Annotated in this window: 15 protein-coding genes and 1 tRNA gene; 9 read left to right on the top strand and 7 right to left on the bottom strand. The window is 57.9% G+C overall.

Annotated features, from left to right (window positions below; all coding sequences use genetic code 11):
- Positions 1 to 2 precede the first annotated feature (2 nt).
- Positions 3 to 1,028 carry a pyridoxal-phosphate dependent enzyme gene (locus HY29_RS11715; RefSeq protein WP_034797118.1) on the bottom strand — a complete coding sequence of 342 codons (1,026 nt, stop codon included), beginning with the start codon at positions 1,026 to 1,028 and terminating at the stop codon, positions 3 to 5.
- Positions 1,029 to 1,266: 238 nt separating this feature from the next.
- Positions 1,267 to 4,056 (bottom strand): DNA polymerase I, encoded by a 2,790-nt coding sequence (gene polA / locus HY29_RS11710; RefSeq protein ID WP_034797117.1) that lies wholly within the window; start codon positions 4,054 to 4,056, stop codon positions 1,267 to 1,269.
- A gap of 158 nt (positions 4,057 to 4,214) precedes the next feature.
- Between polA and HY29_RS11705 the strand changes: the two genes are divergently transcribed.
- Positions 4,215 to 4,643, top strand: a complete 429-nt coding sequence (locus HY29_RS11705; RefSeq protein WP_034797116.1) for a hypothetical protein — start codon at positions 4,215 to 4,217, stop codon at positions 4,641 to 4,643.
- Positions 4,644 to 4,698: 55 nt separating this feature from the next.
- Complete coding sequence (locus HY29_RS11700; protein ID WP_206741957.1) at positions 4,699 to 5,715, top strand: NADP-dependent oxidoreductase; 1,017 nt, start codon at positions 4,699 to 4,701, stop codon at positions 5,713 to 5,715.
- A 136-nt stretch (positions 5,716 to 5,851) separates the two neighbouring features.
- Here the strand turns inward: HY29_RS11700 and HY29_RS11695 are convergent, their stop codons facing one another.
- Genes HY29_RS11695 through HY29_RS11680 form a run of 4 tightly spaced genes read right to left on the bottom strand, consistent with a single transcriptional unit; the run spans position 5,852 to position 10,302 of the window.
- Entirely contained in the window at positions 5,852 to 7,294 is a 1,443-nt protein-coding gene (locus HY29_RS11695; RefSeq protein ID WP_034797102.1) for an SLC13 family permease, read from the bottom strand.
- Positions 7,295 to 8,452: a cystathionine beta-lyase gene (gene metC, locus HY29_RS11690; RefSeq protein ID WP_034797100.1), complete on the bottom strand. Its 1,158-nt coding sequence runs from the start codon at positions 8,450 to 8,452 to the stop codon at positions 7,295 to 7,297.
- Positions 8,449 to 9,294 carry a sulfurtransferase gene (locus HY29_RS11685; protein WP_034797098.1) on the bottom strand — a complete coding sequence of 282 codons (846 nt, stop codon included), beginning with the start codon at positions 9,292 to 9,294 and terminating at the stop codon, positions 8,449 to 8,451. Before HY29_RS11685 ends, metC begins: the two co-directional genes overlap by 4 nt.
- Positions 9,295 to 9,297: 3 nt before the next feature.
- A complete protein-coding gene (locus HY29_RS11680) occupies positions 9,298 to 10,302 on the bottom strand; it encodes a cysteine synthase A (protein WP_034797162.1) in 1,005 nt (334 codons plus the stop codon).
- A gap of 161 nt (positions 10,303 to 10,463) precedes the next feature.
- Here HY29_RS11680 and HY29_RS18545 point away from each other — a divergent pair, with 161 nt between their 5' ends.
- The 3 genes from HY29_RS18545 to HY29_RS11665 all read left to right on the top strand — a co-directional run bounded on the left by HY29_RS18545 (position 10,464) and on the right by HY29_RS11665 (position 14,265).
- Positions 10,464 to 11,024, top strand: a complete 561-nt coding sequence (locus HY29_RS18545; protein ID WP_155838300.1) for a cupin domain-containing protein — start codon at positions 10,464 to 10,466, stop codon at positions 11,022 to 11,024.
- The gene (locus tag HY29_RS11670) at positions 11,021 to 11,692 is read left to right on the top strand and encodes a DUF6134 family protein (protein WP_051601449.1); all 672 of its coding nucleotides are present in this window, start codon (positions 11,021 to 11,023) and stop codon (positions 11,690 to 11,692) included. The genes HY29_RS18545 and HY29_RS11670 overlap by 4 nt, the downstream gene beginning before the upstream one ends.
- Before the next feature lie 251 nt (positions 11,693 to 11,943).
- On the top strand, positions 11,944 to 14,265 hold the full coding sequence (locus tag HY29_RS11665; protein WP_162176719.1) for a putative bifunctional diguanylate cyclase/phosphodiesterase: 2,322 nt from the start codon (positions 11,944 to 11,946) through the stop codon (positions 14,263 to 14,265).
- A 70-nt stretch (positions 14,266 to 14,335) separates the two neighbouring features.
- Here the strand turns inward: HY29_RS11665 and HY29_RS11660 are convergent, their stop codons facing one another.
- The gene (locus tag HY29_RS11660) at positions 14,336 to 16,864 is read right to left on the bottom strand and encodes an AsmA family protein (RefSeq protein ID WP_034797095.1); all 2,529 of its coding nucleotides are present in this window, start codon (positions 16,862 to 16,864) and stop codon (positions 14,336 to 14,338) included.
- Positions 16,865 to 17,025: 161 nt separating this feature from the next.
- On the opposite strand from HY29_RS11660, the gene HY29_RS11655 reads away from it, so the two are divergent.
- From HY29_RS11655 to HY29_RS11640, 4 genes are all read left to right on the top strand, one after another.
- Positions 17,026 to 17,102 (top strand) — tRNA-Asp (locus HY29_RS11655).
- 139 nt (positions 17,103 to 17,241) lie between these two features.
- Positions 17,242 to 17,427 carry a DUF6538 domain-containing protein gene (locus HY29_RS11650; RefSeq protein WP_034797093.1) on the top strand — a complete coding sequence of 62 codons (186 nt, stop codon included), beginning with the start codon at positions 17,242 to 17,244 and terminating at the stop codon, positions 17,425 to 17,427.
- Between the two features lie 545 nt (positions 17,428 to 17,972).
- Complete coding sequence (locus tag HY29_RS11645; RefSeq protein ID WP_155838299.1) at positions 17,973 to 18,440, top strand: hypothetical protein; 468 nt, start codon at positions 17,973 to 17,975, stop codon at positions 18,438 to 18,440.
- 298 nt (positions 18,441 to 18,738) lie between these two features.
- The gene (locus HY29_RS11640) at positions 18,739 to 19,128 is read left to right on the top strand and encodes a hypothetical protein (RefSeq protein ID WP_155838298.1); all 390 of its coding nucleotides are present in this window, start codon (positions 18,739 to 18,741) and stop codon (positions 19,126 to 19,128) included.
- Positions 19,129 to 19,385: the final 257 nt, after the last annotated feature.

Genomic DNA, 19,385 nt, shown 5'->3' with positions numbered 1-19,385 from the left:
TGCTACGCGTTTGCCCGCGTCACCTGCTTCATGGAGGCGATCATCGGGCTAAGCTTCGCATAGGCGGCGTCATAGTCTGCCCGTGGGACGGATGGCAGATAGCGCCCCTCGAACTCATCCACATAGCGTTCATCGCCATCGGCGCAGATGCATACGGCGCTGCGGGGGCCATCCTGCTCGGACAGCCATTGCATGGCGCCCAGCATGACGCCGACGCTGGACAGGCCAACCTCAGCCAGCTTGTGCTCGTGCAGCAGCGCAAAGGCGGCCAGAACAGCCGGTTCCTGCACACGCAACATGGCTGGCGGCGGGGTGATCTCTGCGAAAGTGGACCGGCGCTGGCTGCCATAGCCCGGGATTTTCAGCTTTTCGCCATCGCTGTCATCAGGCGCGACAAAGGCGCAGGAGCCTTGCGGCTCAACCAGGAAGAGCGGTGTCTTGTCCTGATGGGCCTTCAGATAATCCGTGAAGCCGCGCGCCGTACCACCTGAGGAGGAGGTGGCGAAACAGGCATCAAACGGCCCTTCCGCAAACACTTCCGGCGCCGTCCAGTTCTGGTGGGAGGCCGGGTTCAGGAAGTTGGCGTACTGGTCCAGGAACACCATGCCTTCAGCGGCAGCGATCTCACCGGCCACACGCATACGCGCTGCATTGGAGGATTCGCCGGGCTGGGCCTCAGCGATCACCAGCCGGGCGCCTGTCTTGCGGATGCCCTCTGCATTATAGGCGCTGATCGAGGGAGAGGAGACAATCGTCGCCTGAATGCCCTGACGCTCGCAGATGCAGGCAAGGGCGTTGCCATAATTGCCGGAGGAGGCGTCCACGACCGACGTAACGGGGCCTTGCGCTTCAATTGTGCGCGACAGGATATACCAGGCCACGCGGTCCTTGATCGAGCCGAATTCGTTGAGGCGCTCTTCCTTGATCAGCAATTCATGCTGATGGTCGCCAATCTGGATGCTGAACCGGGTGAGGGGAGTGTGGCCAATTTTGAAGGGACACTCATTGGGAGCGGAGTTAAATGGCATGAGCCTGCCTCGGTCTCTATTGCGACTCTGCATAGCTAGCAGGCTGAGCCAATCCCGAACATGTGACAACTGCGATTCAGAAAATTTCCTGACAAAATATGAGCATCTCCTGCGCATTGCAGGGCGCTTTAGGCGCAGGATACGGGATAATTGGGAAGATTTCCCAATCTCCCCGGATATTCATACAGGCTGGTTGGCAGGAAGCAGGCAGCAAGGCATGAGTCGCCCCGATGCCTGCCTAGTGCGCTTCTGCCCAGTTCTTTGCGGCGCGTGCTTCGACTTCCAGCGGCACGGACAGGTGCAGGGACGGGCCTGCAGCGCCTTGCATGGTTGCCTGAGCCACTTCGATCAGCTTGTCGGCCTCTTTCTCCGGGCATTCGAAGACGAGTTCGTCATGCACCTGCAACAGCATCCTTGCCTTCAGCCCGGCCTGGGCCAGCGCGTCCGGCATGCGGATCATGGCACGCTTGATGATGTCTGCGGCTGAGCCCTGGATCGGCGCATTGATTGCCTGACGCTCCGCAAATGCCTTTTGCGGACCCTTGGACTTGATGCCGGCAAGGTTGATCTTCCGTCCGAAAGCGGTCGTGACATAGCCGTGCTCTTTGGCGAAGGCCTTGGTCTCGTCCATATAGGCGCGGATACCGGGGAAGCGCTTGAAATAGGTCTTGATGTAGTCGCTCGCCTCGGACTGCGGAATGCCCAGCTGGCGGGCCAGGCCGAAGCCGGAAATGCCGTAGATGATGCCGAAATTGATGGCTTTGGCCTGACGGCGCACCATCGGGTCCATGCCTTCAATCGGCACGCCGAACATCTCGCTGGCGGTCATGGCGTGAATGTCGAGGCCATCCTTGAAGGCGCTTTTCAGCGCATCAATGTCTGCGATATGGGCCAGAATACGCAGCTCAATCTGGCTATAGTCCGCGCTGACAAGCACATTGCCATCTTCGGCGATGAAGGCTTCGCGGATCTTGCGGCCCTCTTCCGTCCGCACCGGGATATTCTGCAGGTTCGGATCGGTTGAGGACAGGCGCCCCGTCTGCGCGACCGCCATGGAGAAGCTGGTATGCACGCGGCCTGTGGTCGGGTTGATCGCGGCTTGCAGGGCCTCTGTATAGGTCGAGCGCAGCTTGGACAGCGTGCGCCAGTCGACAATCGTACGCGGCAGGCCATGGCCCGCTGCTGCCAGTCCTTCCAGCACATCGGCATCGGTTTGCCACGCGCCGGATTTCGTCCGTTTGCCGCCTTCCAGGCCCATCTCATCAAACAGGATTTCGCCCAGCTGTTTCGGGCTGCCAATGTTGAACTCCCGGCCAGCCTGCTCATGGGCCTCGGCCTCCAGCGCGGCCATGCGTTGGGAAAAGTCAGACGACAGGCGCGAAAGCTTGTCCCGGTCTACCTTGATGCCTTCCTGCTCCATCCGGGCCAGCACAGGCACCAGCGGGCGTTCCAGCGTCTCGTAAACGGTGGTGACTTTCTCGGGGCGCAGTTCCGGCTTGAAGATGTGCCACAGGCGCAGTGTGACGTCGGCGTCTTCCGCGGCGTATTCCGTCGCCTTGTCCAGCGCGATCTTGTCGAACGTGACCTGGGATTTCCCGGTGCCTGCAATCTCCTTGAACGGAATGGTGTTATGCTGAAGGTAGCGTTCTGACAGCGTGTCCATGCCATGATTGTGCTTGCCGGCGTTCAGCACATAGGACAGCAGCATCGTGTCATCGATGGGGGCAACATCAATCTTGTGTGTCGCGAAGATGGAGAGATCATATTTGATGTTCTGGCCAATCTTCAGGACAGACGGATCTTCCAGCATCGGCTTCAGGGCGCGCAGGGCATCCTTCATGCGGATCTGGCGCGGCGGGTCTGCGCCGAACATGTCGCCATCTCCAGCCCCATCCGGGTCAACATGCGCGAGTGGGATGTAGCAGGCTTCGTTGGGTGACAGCGCAAGGGAGACGCCAACCAGGTTTGCAACAATCGAGTCCAGGCTGTCGGTCTCGGTATCGACAGCGACATAGCCCTGCTTCGTCGCGCGGGCGACCCAGTCTTCCAGAGCTTCAAAGTCTCGCACGCAGACATATTTGCTACGGTCGATCGGGTCTTCCGCTGGCTGAGCGCTTTCGATGGCGCCTTCCAGTTCCATCATCTCGCGCACGCGGCGGGTGATGGTGCGGAACTCCATTTCCTCCAGAAAGCTGATCAGCGTATCCGGATCAGGGTCCTGAACGGCCAGGTCTTCCAGCGGCAGGTCCAGCGGCACATCATCTTTCAGGGTGACCAGCTGTTTGGAAATGCGGATCAGGTCCGCATTCTCGATCAGCGTCTGGCGGCGCTTTGGCTGTTTGATCTCTTCGGCGCGCGCCAGCAGGGTTTCGAGATCGCCATACTCATCCAGCAATTGCGCGGCGGTCTTCACGCCAATGCCAGGGGCGCCGGGCACATTGTCCACGCTGTCGCCAGCCAGCGACTGGATGTCGACCACTTTTTCGGGGCCGACGCCAAACTTCTCGAACACTTCTTCGCGGCCAAGCGTCTTGTTCTTCATCGTGTCCAGCATCACCACCCTGTCGGAGACGAGCTGCATCAGATCCTTGTCAGAGGACACAATGGTTACGCGTGCGCCCTTGGCCTCGGCCTGGCGGGAATATGTGGCGATCAAATCGTCGGCTTCGAAGCCTTCCATCTCGATGGCGTGGGCGGCAAAGGCCTCTGCGGCCCGGCGCACCAGCGGGAATTGCGGTCGCAGCTCTTCCGGCGGCTCAGGTCGGTTGGCCTTGTACTGGTCGTACAATTCATTGCGGAAAGTGATGGAGGATTTGTCGAAGATGCAGGCAAAATGCGTCGGGCGGTCATCGCCTTTCACGTCTTCCAGCAGTTTGAACAGCATGTTGCAAAAGCCGCTGACCGCGCCAATAGGCAGGCCGTCACTCTGCCGTGTCAGGGGCGGCAGGGCATGGAAGGCGCGGAAGATATACGCGCTGGCATCCACCAGATAGAGATGACTGTCCTTGTCGACGGGGGCAGTGGCCATGGGTCAAGAATCCTCTGTTGCTGGAAGGTGTAGCCGCTGTTGCGCGCGGCGTCACCCACCCGAAGCCCTGGACCTCAGCCAGTCGTGCAAAAGCCCTGCACAAGATTGTTCATGACCCGCTTACAGGGTAGATTGAGCACATCCTGTGGGAGGGACGCATGACTGATATAAAGACAAAAACTCCATGGCATTTGTGGGTCGTGGGCATTCTGGCTGTACTGTGGAATGCAGGTGGCGCGTTTGATTTCGCCGCCACCGTGACGCACTGGGAGCCGTACATGAAGAACTTCACGGCTGAGCAGCTGGACTTCTTCTATACGTTCCCGATGTGGCAGTACATCATCTGGGGGTTTGCAACCTGGGGCGCCTTTATCGGCTCCATCCTGTTGCTGACACGCAGCAAGCTGGCTTTCTGGGCGTTTGCCGTGTCCCTGGCCTGTACCCTTATCTCAATGGCCTATAGCCTGACTCTGACAGACGCGCCCGAAGGGACCAGCAACCCGGTCTTTACGGCTGCGGTCATTCTGATCGCGATCTTTCTGTTCGCCTACTCTCTCTGGCTGACGCGGCGGGGCATCTTGCGCTGAGGCGGTTTCGGCCTAGCCTCTCTGACAGACACAGGGAGGATAAAGTATGACCGAGATGAACAAGACCTGGATTTTGCGCAAGCGGCCCGAGGGCGAGGTGAAGGAAGGCGATCTCGAACTGGTCGAGAGCCCGCTGGAGCCCTTGAAAGACGGCGAGGTGCGCACGCGCCTGATCTATCTGTCGCTCGACCCGACCAATCGCATCTGGATGAGTGACGTGGACGCCTACCTGCCGCCGGTCGGCATTGGCGACCCGATGCGCGGCGGCGGTCTGGCTGTCGTGACGGAGAGCAAGTTTGACGGGCTCTCAGCCGGCGACATTGTGAATACAGGCCTCGGCTCCTGGTCTCTCTATTCCACGCATCCGGGGCAGACGCTGACGGCCATGCCGAAGCTGCCGGGCGTTCCGCTGACTGCCTTCATGGGCCCCCTCGGGGCGACGGGCATGACGGCCTATTTCGGCCTGATGGACATCGGGAAGCCCAAGGCCGGAGAGACAGTTGTCGTCTCTGCCGCGGCTGGGGCTGTGGGTTCGATGGTCGGCCAGATCGCGAAGATCCAGGGCTGCCGGGTCGTTGGCATCGCAGGCAGTGACGAGAAGTGCAAATGGCTGACCGAGACGGCAGGCTTCGATGCCGCGATCAATTACAAGTCAGAGGATGTCGGCGCGGCGCTCGACAAGCATTGCCCGGATGGCATCGATGTGAACTTCGAGAATGTCGGCGGCAAGATCATGGATCAGGTGATTGCGCGGCTGAATGACTTTTCCCGCATGCCGCTGTGCGGCCTGATCAGCACGTACAACGCGACCGAGCCTGTGCCCGGCCCGTACAATTTCTCAAACCTGCTGATGCGGCGCACGCTGGTGAAGGGCTTCATCGTGATCGATTATTTCCCGCGCTTCCCGGAAGGCATGCAGCAAATGGCCGGCTGGCTGATGGAGGGTAAGCTCAAATTCGAGACAGACATCGTGAAGGGTCTGGAGAACGCTCCAGCCAGTCTTTCCCGTCTGTTCGAGGGCAAAAACCTGGGCAAGCTGATCGTTGAGGTTAGCGAGCCGCCTGCCAGCTGAGATAACATAGGTTCAGCCAGCGTTCAGTTTGTCCCTTATATAAGGGACATCCAACGTCTGGGTCGGGGGACCACACGGGGTATTTCTGGGGAAGTTTCGCGTTGTGGCGCAGAACTTCCCTGGAGGCCTAACGTCCTCAGAGCACCAGCGGGGCGACCCAGTAGCCAACCAAGGCGATGATCGCAATTCCCGACAGATTGATGTAGAGCCCGCGGCGGATCATCTGCTGCATGGGCACTTCGTTCGTTGCGTAGACAATGGCGTTTGGCGCCGTTGCAACTGGCAGCATGAAAGCGCACGAGGCCGCCACGGCAGCCGGGGCGAGCAAGGTGGCCGGGGCCACGCCCACAGCGATGCCCAACGCGCCGAGGATTGGCGCCAGCGTGGTCATGGTCGCGACATTGGACGTCAACTCGGTCAGGAAGATCACCAGCGCAACGACGCTTACGATGAAGAGCAGCGGCGGAAGACTGTTCAGCACTTCAAGATTTTCCCCGATCCAGGCCGAAAGACCTGTGCGGGAGACCGCATTGCCAAGTGCGATACCGCCGCCGAACAGTACCAGCACGCCCCAAGGCAGTCGCTCGGCCTCTTCCCAGTTCAGAATGGCGCGGCCTTCGCCGCCCCCGGCTGGCACGAGGAACATGAGTACGGCGCCGAACATGGCGATCATCATGTCGATCTCTGCGCCGCCAAACCCGTCCAGCAGGGTGATGTCCATCGCATTGAGAGCAATCTCAATGGGCAGGCGCAGCACCCATAGAGTGGCAGTGATGCCAAAGACAATCGCCGCGCGGGATTCCTGCGGCGTGATCTTCCCCATTTCGCGGCATTGTTGGCGCACATTTTCGATGATCTCGTCACCCTTTTCGAGGTGAGGGACACCACGTGTGACGAACCACCAGGCGCAGGGCAGGAGCAGGGCGACCGTTGGGATGCCAAAGGCCATCCATTGCGGAAAGCCGATATTGGCGCCGAGTTCGGTCTGCAACCAATTAATAGCGATCAGGTTCGTGGGGGTGCCGATCGGTGTCGCAACGCCGCCAATCGAGGCCGCGTAGCAAATGCCCAGCAGAAGCGCGACACTGAACTTCTTCGACGCTGTGCCGAGAACTGTTGCGGCGGACAGCGCGATGGGCACCATCATCAGCGTGGACGCGGTGTTCGAGATCCACATCGACAGCAGCGCTGTCGCCAGCATGAAGCCGAAGATCAGCGCATAGGGATGCGCGCCGACACGGCTGACTACATTCAGGGCGATCCGCTTGTGCAGGTTCCAGCGCTCAATTCCCATTGCGATGATGAAGCCGCCGAGCAGAAGCAAGACGATATGGCTGGCATAATCTGCGCCGACGACTTTCGGCCTGCCTGCCCCAATCAGGGGCAGCACGATAAGAGGCAACAGGGATGTGGCCGGAATGGGGATGGCTTCGGTGGCCCACCAGACGGCCATCAATGCCATCAGGCAGGCCGTGCCCCAGGCCGCATCATTCAGGCCCGCCGGAGCCCCCACAAGCCACATGATCGCTGCCAACGCAGGGCCGAGAACCAGTCCGATGCGACGAGGTGTCAGCTCCATCTAGGCGTCCGCCATGGCGGCGAAGCCAGCTTCCAGGTCTGCAATCAGATCAGGCACGGCTTCGAGGCCAATATGAATCCTCATAAGGGGGCCAGCGCGGGTCTGCGTCCAACTATCCTCCATACGGGTCAGCTGTTGGTCGCACGGAATGATCAGGCTTTCGAAGCCACCCCAGGAAAAGCCCATGCTGAACAGGCTGAGGGCAGCAATGAACTTGTCGACGGCTTCGGGGGGCGCGTCTTCCAGGATGAAGGAGAAGAGCCCGCAGGAGCCTGTAAAGTCCCGCTTCCAGATCGCATGGTCAGGGTGTGTCGGCAGGGCCGGGTGGACCACTTGCGCCACTTCCGGCCGGTGGGTCAGCCAGTTTGCCACCTCCAGACCGGCGGCCTCATGTGCCTTTAGGCGTGTCGCCAGAGAGCGCAGGCCGCGCAGGGCCGTGTAGGCATCATCGGCGGAGAGGCTAATGCCCCAATCCTCGGATGTGTCGACCACTTCCTGCGCGATGCGCTTGTCGCGGGTCATCACGGCGCCTGCAAAGGCATCGGAATGTCCGGCTACGTACTTTGTTAGCGCCTGAACGGATATATCGACGCCGAGATCCAGCGGCTTGTGGTAGAGGCCCGCGCCCCAGGTATTGTCCATAGCTGTTCGGATGTCGTGTTTCTTTGCGACCTCGACAATGGCGGGCGTATCGCTGATTTCGAATGTGAGAGAGCCTGGAGCCTCAAGATAGATCAATGTCGTGTTCGGGCGGATCAGGTCTTCGATGCCTGCGCCAATGCGCGGATCAAAGCGCGTGGACTCAATGCCCATACGCGCAAGCCGCCTGTCGCAGAAACGCGATGTCGGGCCATAGGTAGAGTCTGAGTATAGAATATGATCGCCGGCTTTTACCTGGCTGGCGATGGCCAGCGCGCAGGCCTGAAGGCCATTGGAGGTGAGCCGCACTTGCTGGGCATTTTCCAGCTCGCACAGGGCTGCTTCCAGTTCGCGGTGGACCGTCAGGCCCATCCGTCCATAGCCGGGCTGTGCACCATAGAGACGGTCTGCCGTGTCAAACAGCAGGGTTGATGCGCGCTCCACCGGGGGATTGACTGTCTTGCTAGGCAGTCTGTCTTTACGGGTGTGGATGATGCGAGTCTCTAAGTGTTTGCTCATGCTTCGCCCGTCGCAATCGGGCGGCTTGAATCTGAGGCCCATTCTGTCCACGAACCATCATAGACGGCCACATCCCAATTGCCGAGGCGGGCGAGCGCCAGGGCGGTCACGGCGGCAGACACGCCAGACCCGCACGTTGTAATGACAGGTGCGCTGGAGTCCGGGAACAAGGGCTTCAATTTGTCGGCTGTTTTCATCTTTCCGCTTTCATCGCTCAGCACGCTGGAGGGGACAGAGATGCTGCCGGGGATATGTCCCGAAGGCAGGCCCTCGCGCGGCTCCGGTGCATCGCCCGTAAAGCGCTCTCTGGAGCGAGCGTCAATGATCGTGTGCGTGTTGCCTTCAGAGGCCACCATCATCTGGTTGACGTCCTTGATCAGATCCGAGCGGACCCGCGCCGTGAAGTGGCGTTCCATGGGGACGGGGGGAAGGTCTTCGGTTTCTCCCTCCGCATGGATCCAGGCCTGCAGGCCGCCATCCAGGACTTTCACATCCTGATGGCCCATGACGCGCAGCATCCACCAGAGCCGCGCAGCGCCGAAGAATTTGAATTGGTCATAAACGATGACGCGATTGCCATCCCCAATGCCCAGCTTGCGCACCCGCGAGGAGAACATGACCGGGTCCGGAAGCATATGGGGCAGGTCCGTGCCGCCAGCCTTGATGGCATCAATATCGAAATGCACAGCGCCCGGAATATGGCAGTCCGACCACATCTGACGTCCGGTTTTCTCCGGGTTCATGAAGGGCGGCATCCATGTGGCATCCACAACGCGGACATCCGGGGCCGAAATGTTTTCCTTCAGCCATTCAGCCGAGACGAGGGGGTCACCGGATTCCATAGTCTATTTCTCCATCCAGGCAGGTACGGGCAGGTCTTTTGATTTCAGGAAGTCCGGATTGTAAAGTTTGGTCTGGTAACGGTTCCCATAGTCGCACAGCACGGTCACGATGGTATGGCCGGGGCCGAGGTCTTTGGCCATCTGTACCGCGCCGGCAATATTTATCCCTGCGGAGCCGCCGAGGCACAGGCCTTCATGCTCCACCAGATCAAACAGGATGTTCAGGGCTTCAGTATCGCTGCAACGATAGGCGCGGTCCACTTCGATGCCTTCCAGATTTGCCGTGATGCGGCCCTGGCCGATGCCTTCGGTGATGGAGGTGCCTTCGGATTTCAGCTCACCATTCTTGTAGTACTCATAAAGGGCCGCGCCACCAGGATCCGCGATGCCGATCTGAACGGCCTTGCTCTTTTCCTTGAGGGCCATGGATACGCCGCCCAGCGTGCCACCTGAGCCGACGGCGCAGATGAAGGCATCCAGCTTGCCGTCGGTCTGCGTCCAGATTTCCTGGCCGGTGGTTTCATAGTGAGATTTGCGGTTGGAGGTGTTGTCGAATTGATTGGCCCAGATCGCGCCATTCGGCTCAGACTTCGCCATATCTTCAGCCAGGCGACGGGAGAAGTGCTGGTAATTGTTCGGATTGGCATAGGGCACTGCGTCCACCTCGATCAGCTCGGCACCGAGCAGGCGGATCGCGTCTTTCTTCTCCTGGCTTTGCGTTCGCGGCATGACGATCACAACGCGATAGCCGAGCGCTGCGCCGACCAGAGCCAGGCCAATGCCGGTATTGCCCGCGGTGCCTTCGACGATTGTGCCGCCGGGCTTCAGCTCACCAGCGGCTTCGGCATCCCGCACGATGCCAAGCGCTGGGCGGTCTTTCACGGATTGGCCCGGATTGAGGAACTCACACTTGCCGAGGATCTCGCAGCCGGTTTCCTCTGAAACCTTGTTGAGCCTGAGCAGTGGCGTATTGCCGATGAGGTCAATGACTGAGCGATGAAACTTCATCTGTTTTCCGGTCCGATTCTGATCATTCTGTTGCTGCAAAAGCTAGAGTGCCTGAGGGCATTGTACAACCGCCACAGGAACGCATGTAGTTGATGTGATCCAGTTCAGGCCGCGCTGCGTAACAAAGATAGCTGTTTACGCACGCAAAGAGGCCCTTAGTCTTGACCAGTCCGGATACTTATACCGCCTTCATGTTGGATCATGTCGCAGGCAATCATTCCCCCGCCTTCGAACTGGCGGGCGATCTGCATATGACCCTGAGCTCGCAAGGGGCCGAAGCAGCCGCCTGGTGGACGGCGGTTGGCGGAGCTCTGCTTGAGCAAGGTTCGGTCGATGGAGCGGCACACAATATATCTACGCTTCGTGCGCCAATAGCTCGGCACAAGGCGCACGCAGGCGCTGAAGACCTGATCCACCAGATAGACAAGGGGCCGCGCTGGCGCCGCGGACTGACCGGCGTGCGCTATGCTGCGACCGGAACAGCAGGCGCGCGGCTGATGAAGCTGGAACCTGGCCAGAGCGCGCCCATGCATGGCCATGCCGATCTGGAGGCAACCGTTGTCATCCAGGGGCGTTTCTCTGATGGGCACGGCACTTACAAGCGCGGAGACCTTGTTCTGGGCGAGCAGGGCATGCGCCACAAACCGCAAGCGGTAGGTGATGAGGCCTGTGTGTGTCTCGTCGCTCAAAAGCCCGGCGGATTCTGGAGGAATTTCATATGACCAAGCGTATTGCAGTGAGTTTTCTGATGGGGGCTACCATGATGGCCGGTGCGGCAGAGGCGAAGACCGAAACCCCGAAATGGAGCCCGCAGTCAGGTGATGTGATCCAGTTTGATGTGCTGAGACAGGGAAAACCCTTTGGCAGCCACACCGTCAGCTTTGACCGAGATGCGGACGGGCGTCTGATCGCGCGGTCCAAGGTGGATCTGAAGGCCGGGCTCGGGCCGATCACGCTGTTTCGCTACAATCTTGATGCCACGGAAGTCTGGCAGGACGGTGAACTCGTCTCACTGGAAGGCCGCGTGAATGATGACGGCGAAAAGGGGCAGGTTGAAGCCGAACGTGAAGGCAAGATGCTGGACGTTAATGGCACAGAATTTCAGGGTGATGTCGACGGCAAGATCCTGCCTTCCAGCCACTGGAATTTTGCCCAGACACGCGCCAGCGAATTGCTGTCCACCGAAGACGGGGAAATCCTGAAAGTTTCCGTTTCCGATCAAGGCATAGAGACCATCGAGGCCGCAGGCGAGCCGATTCAGGCAACCAAATATCTGATGGATTCCGATATCGATGTGACGCTCTGGTACGATGAAGCCGGCCGCTGGGTGAAGTTGGCATTTACTGCACGCGGGCAGAATATCGAGTACGTTCTGACGAATTCCTATTAAGCATGACGGGTTGGTGTAGGGGTCTGTAATGTAAGCGTTTTTACAGATATCCCGTATTTATGCGCCAGATGCTCATTAATCCGCTCTCTTCAATTTAAAAGCGGCGGATACTTTCATGTTCATGACCTGCTGTTAGCTCGTATCCATTCGCAATCGTGACAGGATGTGACGGAGCAGGGTGGACGATGACAATTATGGGTTGGGGCAACGCCAGCACTGGATCGATCGCCGGCTTGGTAGGCGACTGTAAGATGAGCGAACAGTACGCCCATGATTTGAAGCTGAAACAGCTTTCTTTTGTGAGACAGCTTACCACGATCATGTTCCTGACCAGCATCATGAATGTGGCGATTGTCCTGTTCTGCTTCCGCAATACATCCGCTTTTCAAAATGTGCTGATCTGGGCGACGGTTGTTGGCGTCACGAATGTCATCGGCGTCGCAAGGAAAAAGTATCTCGACCGCTCGAATGTGTCGGCCTCCAAGGCACTGAGGTTCTACGTCAGGCTGTCGCTGTCCCATGGATTGATCTGGGGCATCGTGCCTTTTCTGGTGGCTCACACGGCGAACAGTCAGGGGCTGATGGTCTTAGGCATCCAACTGGCCGGAATCATGTTCGCCGGTTCATTTCTACAATCCCGTATTCCCGCGTCCGCGTGTGCCTTCTTGGTGCCGATCGGCCTGGGTTTTGCCATATCAATGATGCTCACCGGGGACCCGCAGAATCAGTTCGCTGCGGTTCTGTGCTTTGTCTATGTCGGCGTTCTGATGCTGGCAGTGCGTTGGAGCCATGAACAGTTTATCGAGCAGCATTTGAGCGCAGCGGCCGTCAAGGAACAGTCCCAGGTCATATCGCTGCTTCTGCGTGATTTCGAGGAAAGTACGTCAGACTGGCTGTGGCAGACCAATACGTATGGCGTTCTGATGGACATTCCGCTCGCTGCGGAAGGCGTCGAGCATGAGAACAACAATGTCATGATCGGTAACAATCTGGTCTCTCTGTTTCACCCTGATGAGTCTGCCTGGGTTCTGGAAACCAGTCTGATGCGCAAGGAGAGCTTTCGCGATCTGGTCCTGAAGGTGGAGAATGAGGGAGATGACCGCTGGTGGTCCCTCACCGGTAAACCGATCTATGAGGACGGCGCCTTCAAGGGGTTTCGCGGGGTCGCCAAGGACATCACACAGTCCAAGGAGATTGAAGACCGCATCGCCTATATGGCCCACTATGATGGCCTGACGGGACTGCCGAACCGGGTAAGCATGCAAGAGCAACTCGAAAAGGTCATGCGCAAGCCACTAACGCCGCAGATGAGCCGCGCGCTTGTCTGGCTGGACCTCGACAATTTCAAATGGGTGAACGACACGCTTGGCCACCCGGCAGGGGACGAGCTGTTGCAACATGTTGCGGCCCGTCTTCAGGAAGTCTGTGATGAGCGCGATGTCGTGGCGCGGATCAGTGGTGACGAGTTCGCCTTGATCGTTGAACGCCCGGCAGATGGCCAACTCGAAGTCTTTCTGGACAAGCTGACGGATTATCTGAGTGAGCCATATGATCTGTGGGGATCTACGGCGAATTGTTCAGCCTCTGTCGGCGTTCGCCTGTTCGATGAAGAGACAACGGACTCCCGGATTCTTCTCAAGCACGCTGATCTGGCCCTTTACCAGGCCAAGAAAGTGGGCAAGGCCAATTGGTGCATGTTCACGCAGGAGCTGGACGACCGCGCTCGGGCGCGCCTGCAGGTGGAATCTGACCTGCATCACGCTGTCAATGAGAATGAGTTCAAGGTTTACTTCCAGCCGCAAGTTAATGCGCATACGCATGAAATTGTCGGTTGCGAGACGCTCGTACGCTGGCAGCATCCGACGCGCGGTCTGGTCTATCCGGGTGAGTTTATCGAGCATGCCGAAGACAATGGTCTGATCACGCGGATCGGTGACTGGGTTTTACGGGCCGCCATGTCAGAAGCTCGTAAATTGCCAGAGCATATTCGTGTCTCGGTGAACATTTCTCCGGTCCAGATCCATTCGGCGAATTTGATCCCGACCATCGTGCATGCGATCGCAGCCAACAATATAGATCCAACACGCCTCGAACTTGAGATCACCGAAAATGTGCTGATGTCGGATACCGAGTTTACGCTCCAGCGCCTTCACCAACTAAAGGATCTCGGCATTCGCATCGCCCTAGACGATTTCGGTACGGGCTATTCATCCCTCTCATATCTGCGCCGCTTCCCGTTCGACCGCATCAAGATCGACAAGAGTTTTGTGCGGGATATTGAAACGCGCTCTGACAGCCGGTCCATCGCTGTGGCGACGCTGTCGCTGGCCAAGTCCCTTGGCATGCGTTGCACGGCAGAGGGCGTCGAGACGCGCTATCAGGCAGACTTCCTGCGCGATTGCGGTTGCGATGAACTTCAAGGCTTCTTCATCAGCCGGGCGCAGCCGCTTGAAAAGCTGCAACACATGATCGAGTTGAAGAAGGTGAAGGAGAAAGTCACCCTGATCCAGGACCAGCGCGATTTCATGTATCGCCGCGCCTCTGACATGCGGGCTGCCGAAAGAGCCAGCTGATTACATCCGGGCTTTTCGGAGAATAGGTGAGGGGAGCCATGAGGCCCCCCTCTTTTTGTATCTGGCGGGCTCAGTCTTCATTGGACTTGCGGCCAAACAGATTGCCAATCGCTTCGATGGCTTTGTCTTCATCGCTTTTCTGATCAGCTTCATTCGTGTCGGCTTCGTCCTTGTTCTGAATACCCAGGATGCCGTTGATAACATCCTCCGTACCGTTTGAGGATTCGTCAGAAGACCCGTCTCCTCCTCCAAGGCGCTTTGTCAGCTCATCACGCAGGCGATTGCCAAGCTCTGCTTCCAGCGCCGACTGGACACCACTCAGATCCGGAGAGACCTTCACATTTGTCCAGCTGCCTGACACGCGGATAGGCACCGGAATGCCATTCAACTGAACGACACTTCCATCACCCTTGCCACTCTTGTCGATACTGGTCGCCAGGCGCAGGTCGAGGGACTGGCCCCCCAGATTGATCTTGCCGCTACCATCCACACCAAGAACCGGGTTCAGCAGCTTCATGACGTCCACATTGGCCACACCCTTGTTGATGGTGAGGATCGTGTCGAAATTGGTGAAGTCCGTTTCGGCGCTGGAGGAGACGGCAGAGCTGAGGTCCAGTCCAGCCAGGCCACCGCTGGACAGCGCGCTCTTCAGGGAAGAGGCCGTGCGCACCAGCTGGGCGACATTGATTCCTTTCAGGGCGCCGTCTTCAAGGTTGGCGGAGACCTTACCATCGAGGGCGTTCATGATCTCATCAATCGAGTCGCCAGATCCGCTCGCATCGAGCGACAACTCCCCTTTGCCGGTCAGCCGGTCAAAGCTGGCCAGTGTGCCCAGCATGTCCGACATGAGGACGTTGTTGCCCGTCATGTCAAAGGCGACTGCAGGTTTTGCCTGGCGAGCATCAACAATCATCTTGCCAGCCCAGTTGCCACCAAACGCCCCAAATTTCGAAAGGTCTGCGGTAAGCTTTCCGTCAAGCAGCTTGGCGACGAGAACTGCGTCAGTCAGCTTCACCTCGCCAAGGGTCAGCGTATTTGCGTGTATGTTGAGGTCTGCGTTGACGCTTTTCAGGCCGGCAAGATCCAGGGGCTCCTTGCTCCATCCCGTGCTCGCCGGCTTGTCCTCTGTGGCGGCCTCCTCACTGCTCAGGAAGGGAGTCAGGTCCAAATTCCCCATATCGAGGTTTCCGGTCAGGCGCGGCTTGTCGCCGGACAGGTTGACGCCTGCTGTGCCGGTTGCGGTGATGTCATCCAGCGCGAAATTCAGCTTGTTGATCGTCAGCGCTTGGAAGGTGCCGGAAATATCCCCTTTGGTGCTGAAGCGCTGGAGCGTTTCGCCAGGGGGCAGGTCCACATCTGCGGCCTTTAGCAGATCGCGCAGCTTATCGCTCTTGGCATCTATGTTGCCATCAATGCGGCCATTCCCTGCCAGAGAGACATCGCCATAATAGGTCGCGTTCAGCAGGGCTCCGGTATGATTGGCGCTGATGTTTGACAGGACCAGCGCATCGACGGGGCCTTTGATCTTGCTGCTCACCTTGACCTTCTCAAGTGCAGAGCTTGCGGGAATCTCCAGGCCCAACTCGCGGGTCAGTTCACCGGCTTGTGCGCTATCCACGGAAAGCTGTCCGTCCAGGCTCATGGGCTCACCGAGCGTCACTTTCCCGGTATAGTTCGCCATCAGTACGTCACTCTTCACGCCCATCTGCTCAAAATCAATGACAAGCGCGGAAAGCGGACCGGAGACTTTCGCCACAATATTTGCCGTGCCCAACGGTTCGACATTCACGGGCGGCGTGATTCCCGTGAAGGCGATGAGTTCAGGCAGATTGCCGGAAGAGAATCGCAGGCCGCCATCCACATTGCCATTGTCACCCAGCTGCAGCGTGCCCTGGAACGAGATCTTGCCAATGTCGCCCATCTCGAACATCAGCAGCGCTTCGGTCGGCGCATTCGTCAGCAGCGAGTCGGGCGAATCAAGTTCAAGGCTGAGGTCAAAGGCGTGGTCCTGAAACTTGCCGTCCGCATCCGCGGCGAGGGGCTTGTCCATGTCCCGCAGGCTGGCCTGAAGATTGAAATCCTTCAGCTCATACGTCTTGCCGCTTGAATCATCCTGATAGGTCAGGGAGGCATTCTGCAGGCGGGCATGGTCGATACTGGCCTTTACGCTGCCGCCTCCTTCAGACGCGGTTTTTTTCTCCTCGGCTTTGCCGGTGCCGAACTGCCAGTTGGTTTCCCCATCTGCGCGCTTTTGCAGGAAGACATCCGCGTCAACAAAGGTGATTTGCTGCACATCCACCTTGCCTGACAACAGGGGCAGCCATTTGACCGATCCGCGCAATTCCCCCGCCTTGATCATGTCCTCACGGGCGAAGCCTTCAGGGTTCGCGACGGTCACACCGTCAATGCTGGCCGAGATGCGCGGGAAGATCGATATGGAGACATCGCCCGTCAGCTCTACATCCCGGTTGAGGGCGTTGGTTGCAGCCGTTTCAATCCGGGTCTTGTAGGCCGATTTCGGGACAAAGAAGGGCACTGTCAGCGCGGCGATCAGCAGCACCGCCAGCACAGCGCCACAGATAAGAAGAATGCGTTTCATGAATCGGGTCTTTCAGGCTTTTCAGCGGTATAATGGCCGACAATGTGTCGAGGAAATGACTTTAAATGCAGTATAATACATTTTGCGTGAACTTCCGTGCTTGACCGGGCAACCGGCCTTGATTAGAGAGACCGCTCGCCGCCAAGCGGTGCCAGAAATGCGCGGGTGTAGCTCAGCTGGTTAGAGTGCCGGCCTGTCACGCCGGAGGTCGCGGGTTCGAGCCCCGTCACTCGCGCCATTTCTCTCTAGATGGTGACTACCAGATCAGTTGAAATCATTGAAAATACTGGAGAAGCCCTCGGGTCTTCAGGCCTTTTCGCCGGTCGTGCACTACAATTTGCACCACAAAATGCAAACTTTTTGCACTACAAACGGCGATGAAGCATTTCTCACTTGGATCAAAATTTCTAAAGGACCGCGGCGGCTGGTGGCACTATGTGCGGCGTGTTCCGACCCGCTTTCAGGAGGTGGACAAGCGCTGCGTGATCCAGATCGCACTGCGCACCCAGTCCCTCGAAGTTGCGATGATGCGGCGTAATGGCCTCGCAGAAGCAGACCAATGACGCTCAAGGTATTCTGATCGTTCGCGCTGGCAATTGAAGACACCATTCGGCTCTCCCGCGGTGCGGAATTTCAGGCGCCAGATGGGCGGGAGATCGTCCCGCTATTGCGGGAGACGCCGTGTTTTGAACGCCCGGGTGGGCATATTTGTATGGTTTTGTCTTTCTCAGTGATCTGTGTGGCAGACCACTACCAAGGGTAGCGGCTTTTAGAGGCCCGCGTCGCTGAACCAACTCACTCCGTGCAAAGGCATTCAATTGTGCGTGCAGCAATTGCGCAATATTTTGGTCTCGGGACCGCCGATAAAATGTATGTGTCCCGTAGAAGTATATTTAATTCGTGTTTAGATTGTTTTTTTTGCTTGGAGTAGCCGTGAAGCCATGGCACACTCTCGATTGCCGTGGCTCTATTGCTGAGCGGGTGTGAGCGGTCTTCCAAAGGGAAGGAGCGCGCTGCTATCGAAGCCTACCATATTTGTATTGGGGACCTCCGGCTTACCATTCCCAGCGAAGAGGCGATTCAATTCGGGGCGGATGGGCGCTGGCTGTTGAACCAGAGCAATTCTGAGCTCAGTGTCGATACGTTCGGCTGGACGTCAAAGCATGAATTTGCGGTTCAGGCCCCAGACGGGAGCGAGCTTGTCGGGTCTTTCTTCATGGAGGCAGTTGAAGGCGAGGGGGAGAGCGGGCGACAAGAGGAGACCGCAGCACAGAAAGCGGAACGACTGGCAAATTCGTCAGCTCTGCAGATTGGCGAATTCCTTGGAAAGCCAGCCTACTTTACGGTCAGCGAGCTGGCTCTGCCGGGATATGATCATAAAATCCGTAAGACGTCGACGTTCAGAAAAATTACTGATCGTGTTGAGATGAGCATGCGACTGGACAGCAGGACGATCACCAGGGACCAGGTGCCGGAATTCCTCGCGGGGATGGAAGAGGCGCTCATCCGCTGGTCGTCAGGACAAGTGCTGAACGAGCCTGATGGGAATCCATCATGCCCACCTTCATCAAATTAGTCGACAGGAGATAATTGTGTTTGCTTTTACCCAGAACGAAATAGACCAGATCGAAGCTGCACGGGACTCAGGAGTTTTGGTCTGCTCCCAGAAAAGTGGTCCATTATTTGAGTTGGTTCCGGCTTCAGATATGGAGCTGAGACATGGGTAAGACACTTGGCTGACCCAGACACGCTGTGTTTGTCGGGAGCCGTCGACGAGCAAATGGTGACTGAATTTCAGCGCATCGACCCAAGTTATACGTATGTTGTGATGCGGAGTTTTGGTGGGTGGGTCGACGCGGGGCGCGAGGATCGGAATGCAAATTGCTTCGCTGCCCCAGGAAACTGTGGCGATTCCATCGGTCATTTGCTTTTCGTCGTGTGCGAACTATTTCTTTCTGGCTACGGATGATCGCATTGTAATGGCAGACGCCGTTGTCGGATGGCATGGGGGTCCGCAGCCAGCCGACGAGCGCACGCCAAAGCCGACTAAGCCAGAAGTCGCGCAGCTGGAGTATGAGCATCATCAAAATTTCTTCTCAATAACCGGCATTGACGAGCGAATTGTTTGGGCGAAGGAATGGCCGCTCAAAAGCGTTGATAGCATGCAATCTTACGGCGTCACAAACACCTACAAGCTTGACCTTCCCAAAATTGATCGGGCCAGCGGAAAATACACGATCAGCGATCCGGACTATGTAGACTAGCTAGCTCGGACTTTTGCCGTTCCACATGGAATTGTAGGTGGAGTTCTTGATAATGTCTCCGTGCCATGGAGGCCAGTCTAACTTGCCGCTGGATTGTAAAGTCAGAGCCGGACCACCGGACCTAAGCGCGTCAGCGGTTTGTTAGTCAGGCGGTTTCTTGAGGTGCCGATGCATCACGGTCAGCACATATGGCGTTCTTTCTAGTCAGTGTGCATATTAAATATGTGCGTGCTTTGCTTCATTCAATACCAATCCAG

This window comes from Hyphomonas beringensis (assembly GCF_000682755.1).
GTDB classification, from domain to species: Bacteria; Pseudomonadota; Alphaproteobacteria; order Caulobacterales; family Hyphomonadaceae; genus Hyphomonas; species Hyphomonas beringensis.
The sequence above is the reverse complement of the archived record's forward strand: the minus strand, read 5'-3'. Positions and strand labels throughout refer to the sequence as shown.

What these genes read in the sequence shown, in the direction of transcription:
- HY29_RS11670 (WP_051601449.1), top strand. Translation starts at nt 11,021, where the DNA reads ATGACCAAGCGTATTGCAGTGAGTTTTCTGATGGGGGCTACCATGATG.
- polA (WP_034797117.1), bottom strand. Translation starts at nt 4,056, where the DNA reads ATGGCCACTGCCCCCGTCGACAAGGACAGTCATCTCTATCTGGTGGAT.
- HY29_RS11680 (WP_034797162.1), bottom strand. Translation starts at nt 10,302, where the DNA reads ATGAAGTTTCATCGCTCAGTCATTGACCTCATCGGCAATACGCCACTG.
- metC (WP_034797100.1), bottom strand. Translation starts at nt 8,452, where the DNA reads ATGAGCAAACACTTAGAGACTCGCATCATCCACACCCGTAAAGACAGA.
- HY29_RS11715 (WP_034797118.1), bottom strand. Translation starts at nt 1,028, where the DNA reads ATGCCATTTAACTCCGCTCCCAATGAGTGTCCCTTCAAAATTGGCCAC.
- HY29_RS11695 (WP_034797102.1), bottom strand. Translation starts at nt 7,294, where the DNA reads ATGGAGCTGACACCTCGTCGCATCGGACTGGTTCTCGGCCCTGCGTTG.
- HY29_RS11660 (WP_034797095.1), bottom strand. Translation starts at nt 16,864, where the DNA reads ATGAAACGCATTCTTCTTATCTGTGGCGCTGTGCTGGCGGTGCTGCTG.
- HY29_RS11665 (WP_162176719.1), top strand. Translation starts at nt 11,944, where the DNA reads ATGAGCGAACAGTACGCCCATGATTTGAAGCTGAAACAGCTTTCTTTT.
- HY29_RS11650 (WP_034797093.1), top strand. Translation starts at nt 17,242, where the DNA reads ATGAAGCATTTCTCACTTGGATCAAAATTTCTAAAGGACCGCGGCGGC.
- HY29_RS11700 (WP_206741957.1), top strand. Translation starts at nt 4,699, where the DNA reads ATGAACAAGACCTGGATTTTGCGCAAGCGGCCCGAGGGCGAGGTGAAG.
- HY29_RS11705 (WP_034797116.1), top strand. Translation starts at nt 4,215, where the DNA reads ATGACTGATATAAAGACAAAAACTCCATGGCATTTGTGGGTCGTGGGC.
- HY29_RS11640 (WP_155838298.1), top strand. Translation starts at nt 18,739, where the DNA reads ATGCAAATTGCTTCGCTGCCCCAGGAAACTGTGGCGATTCCATCGGTC.
- HY29_RS11685 (WP_034797098.1), bottom strand. Translation starts at nt 9,294, where the DNA reads ATGGAATCCGGTGACCCCCTCGTCTCGGCTGAATGGCTGAAGGAAAAC.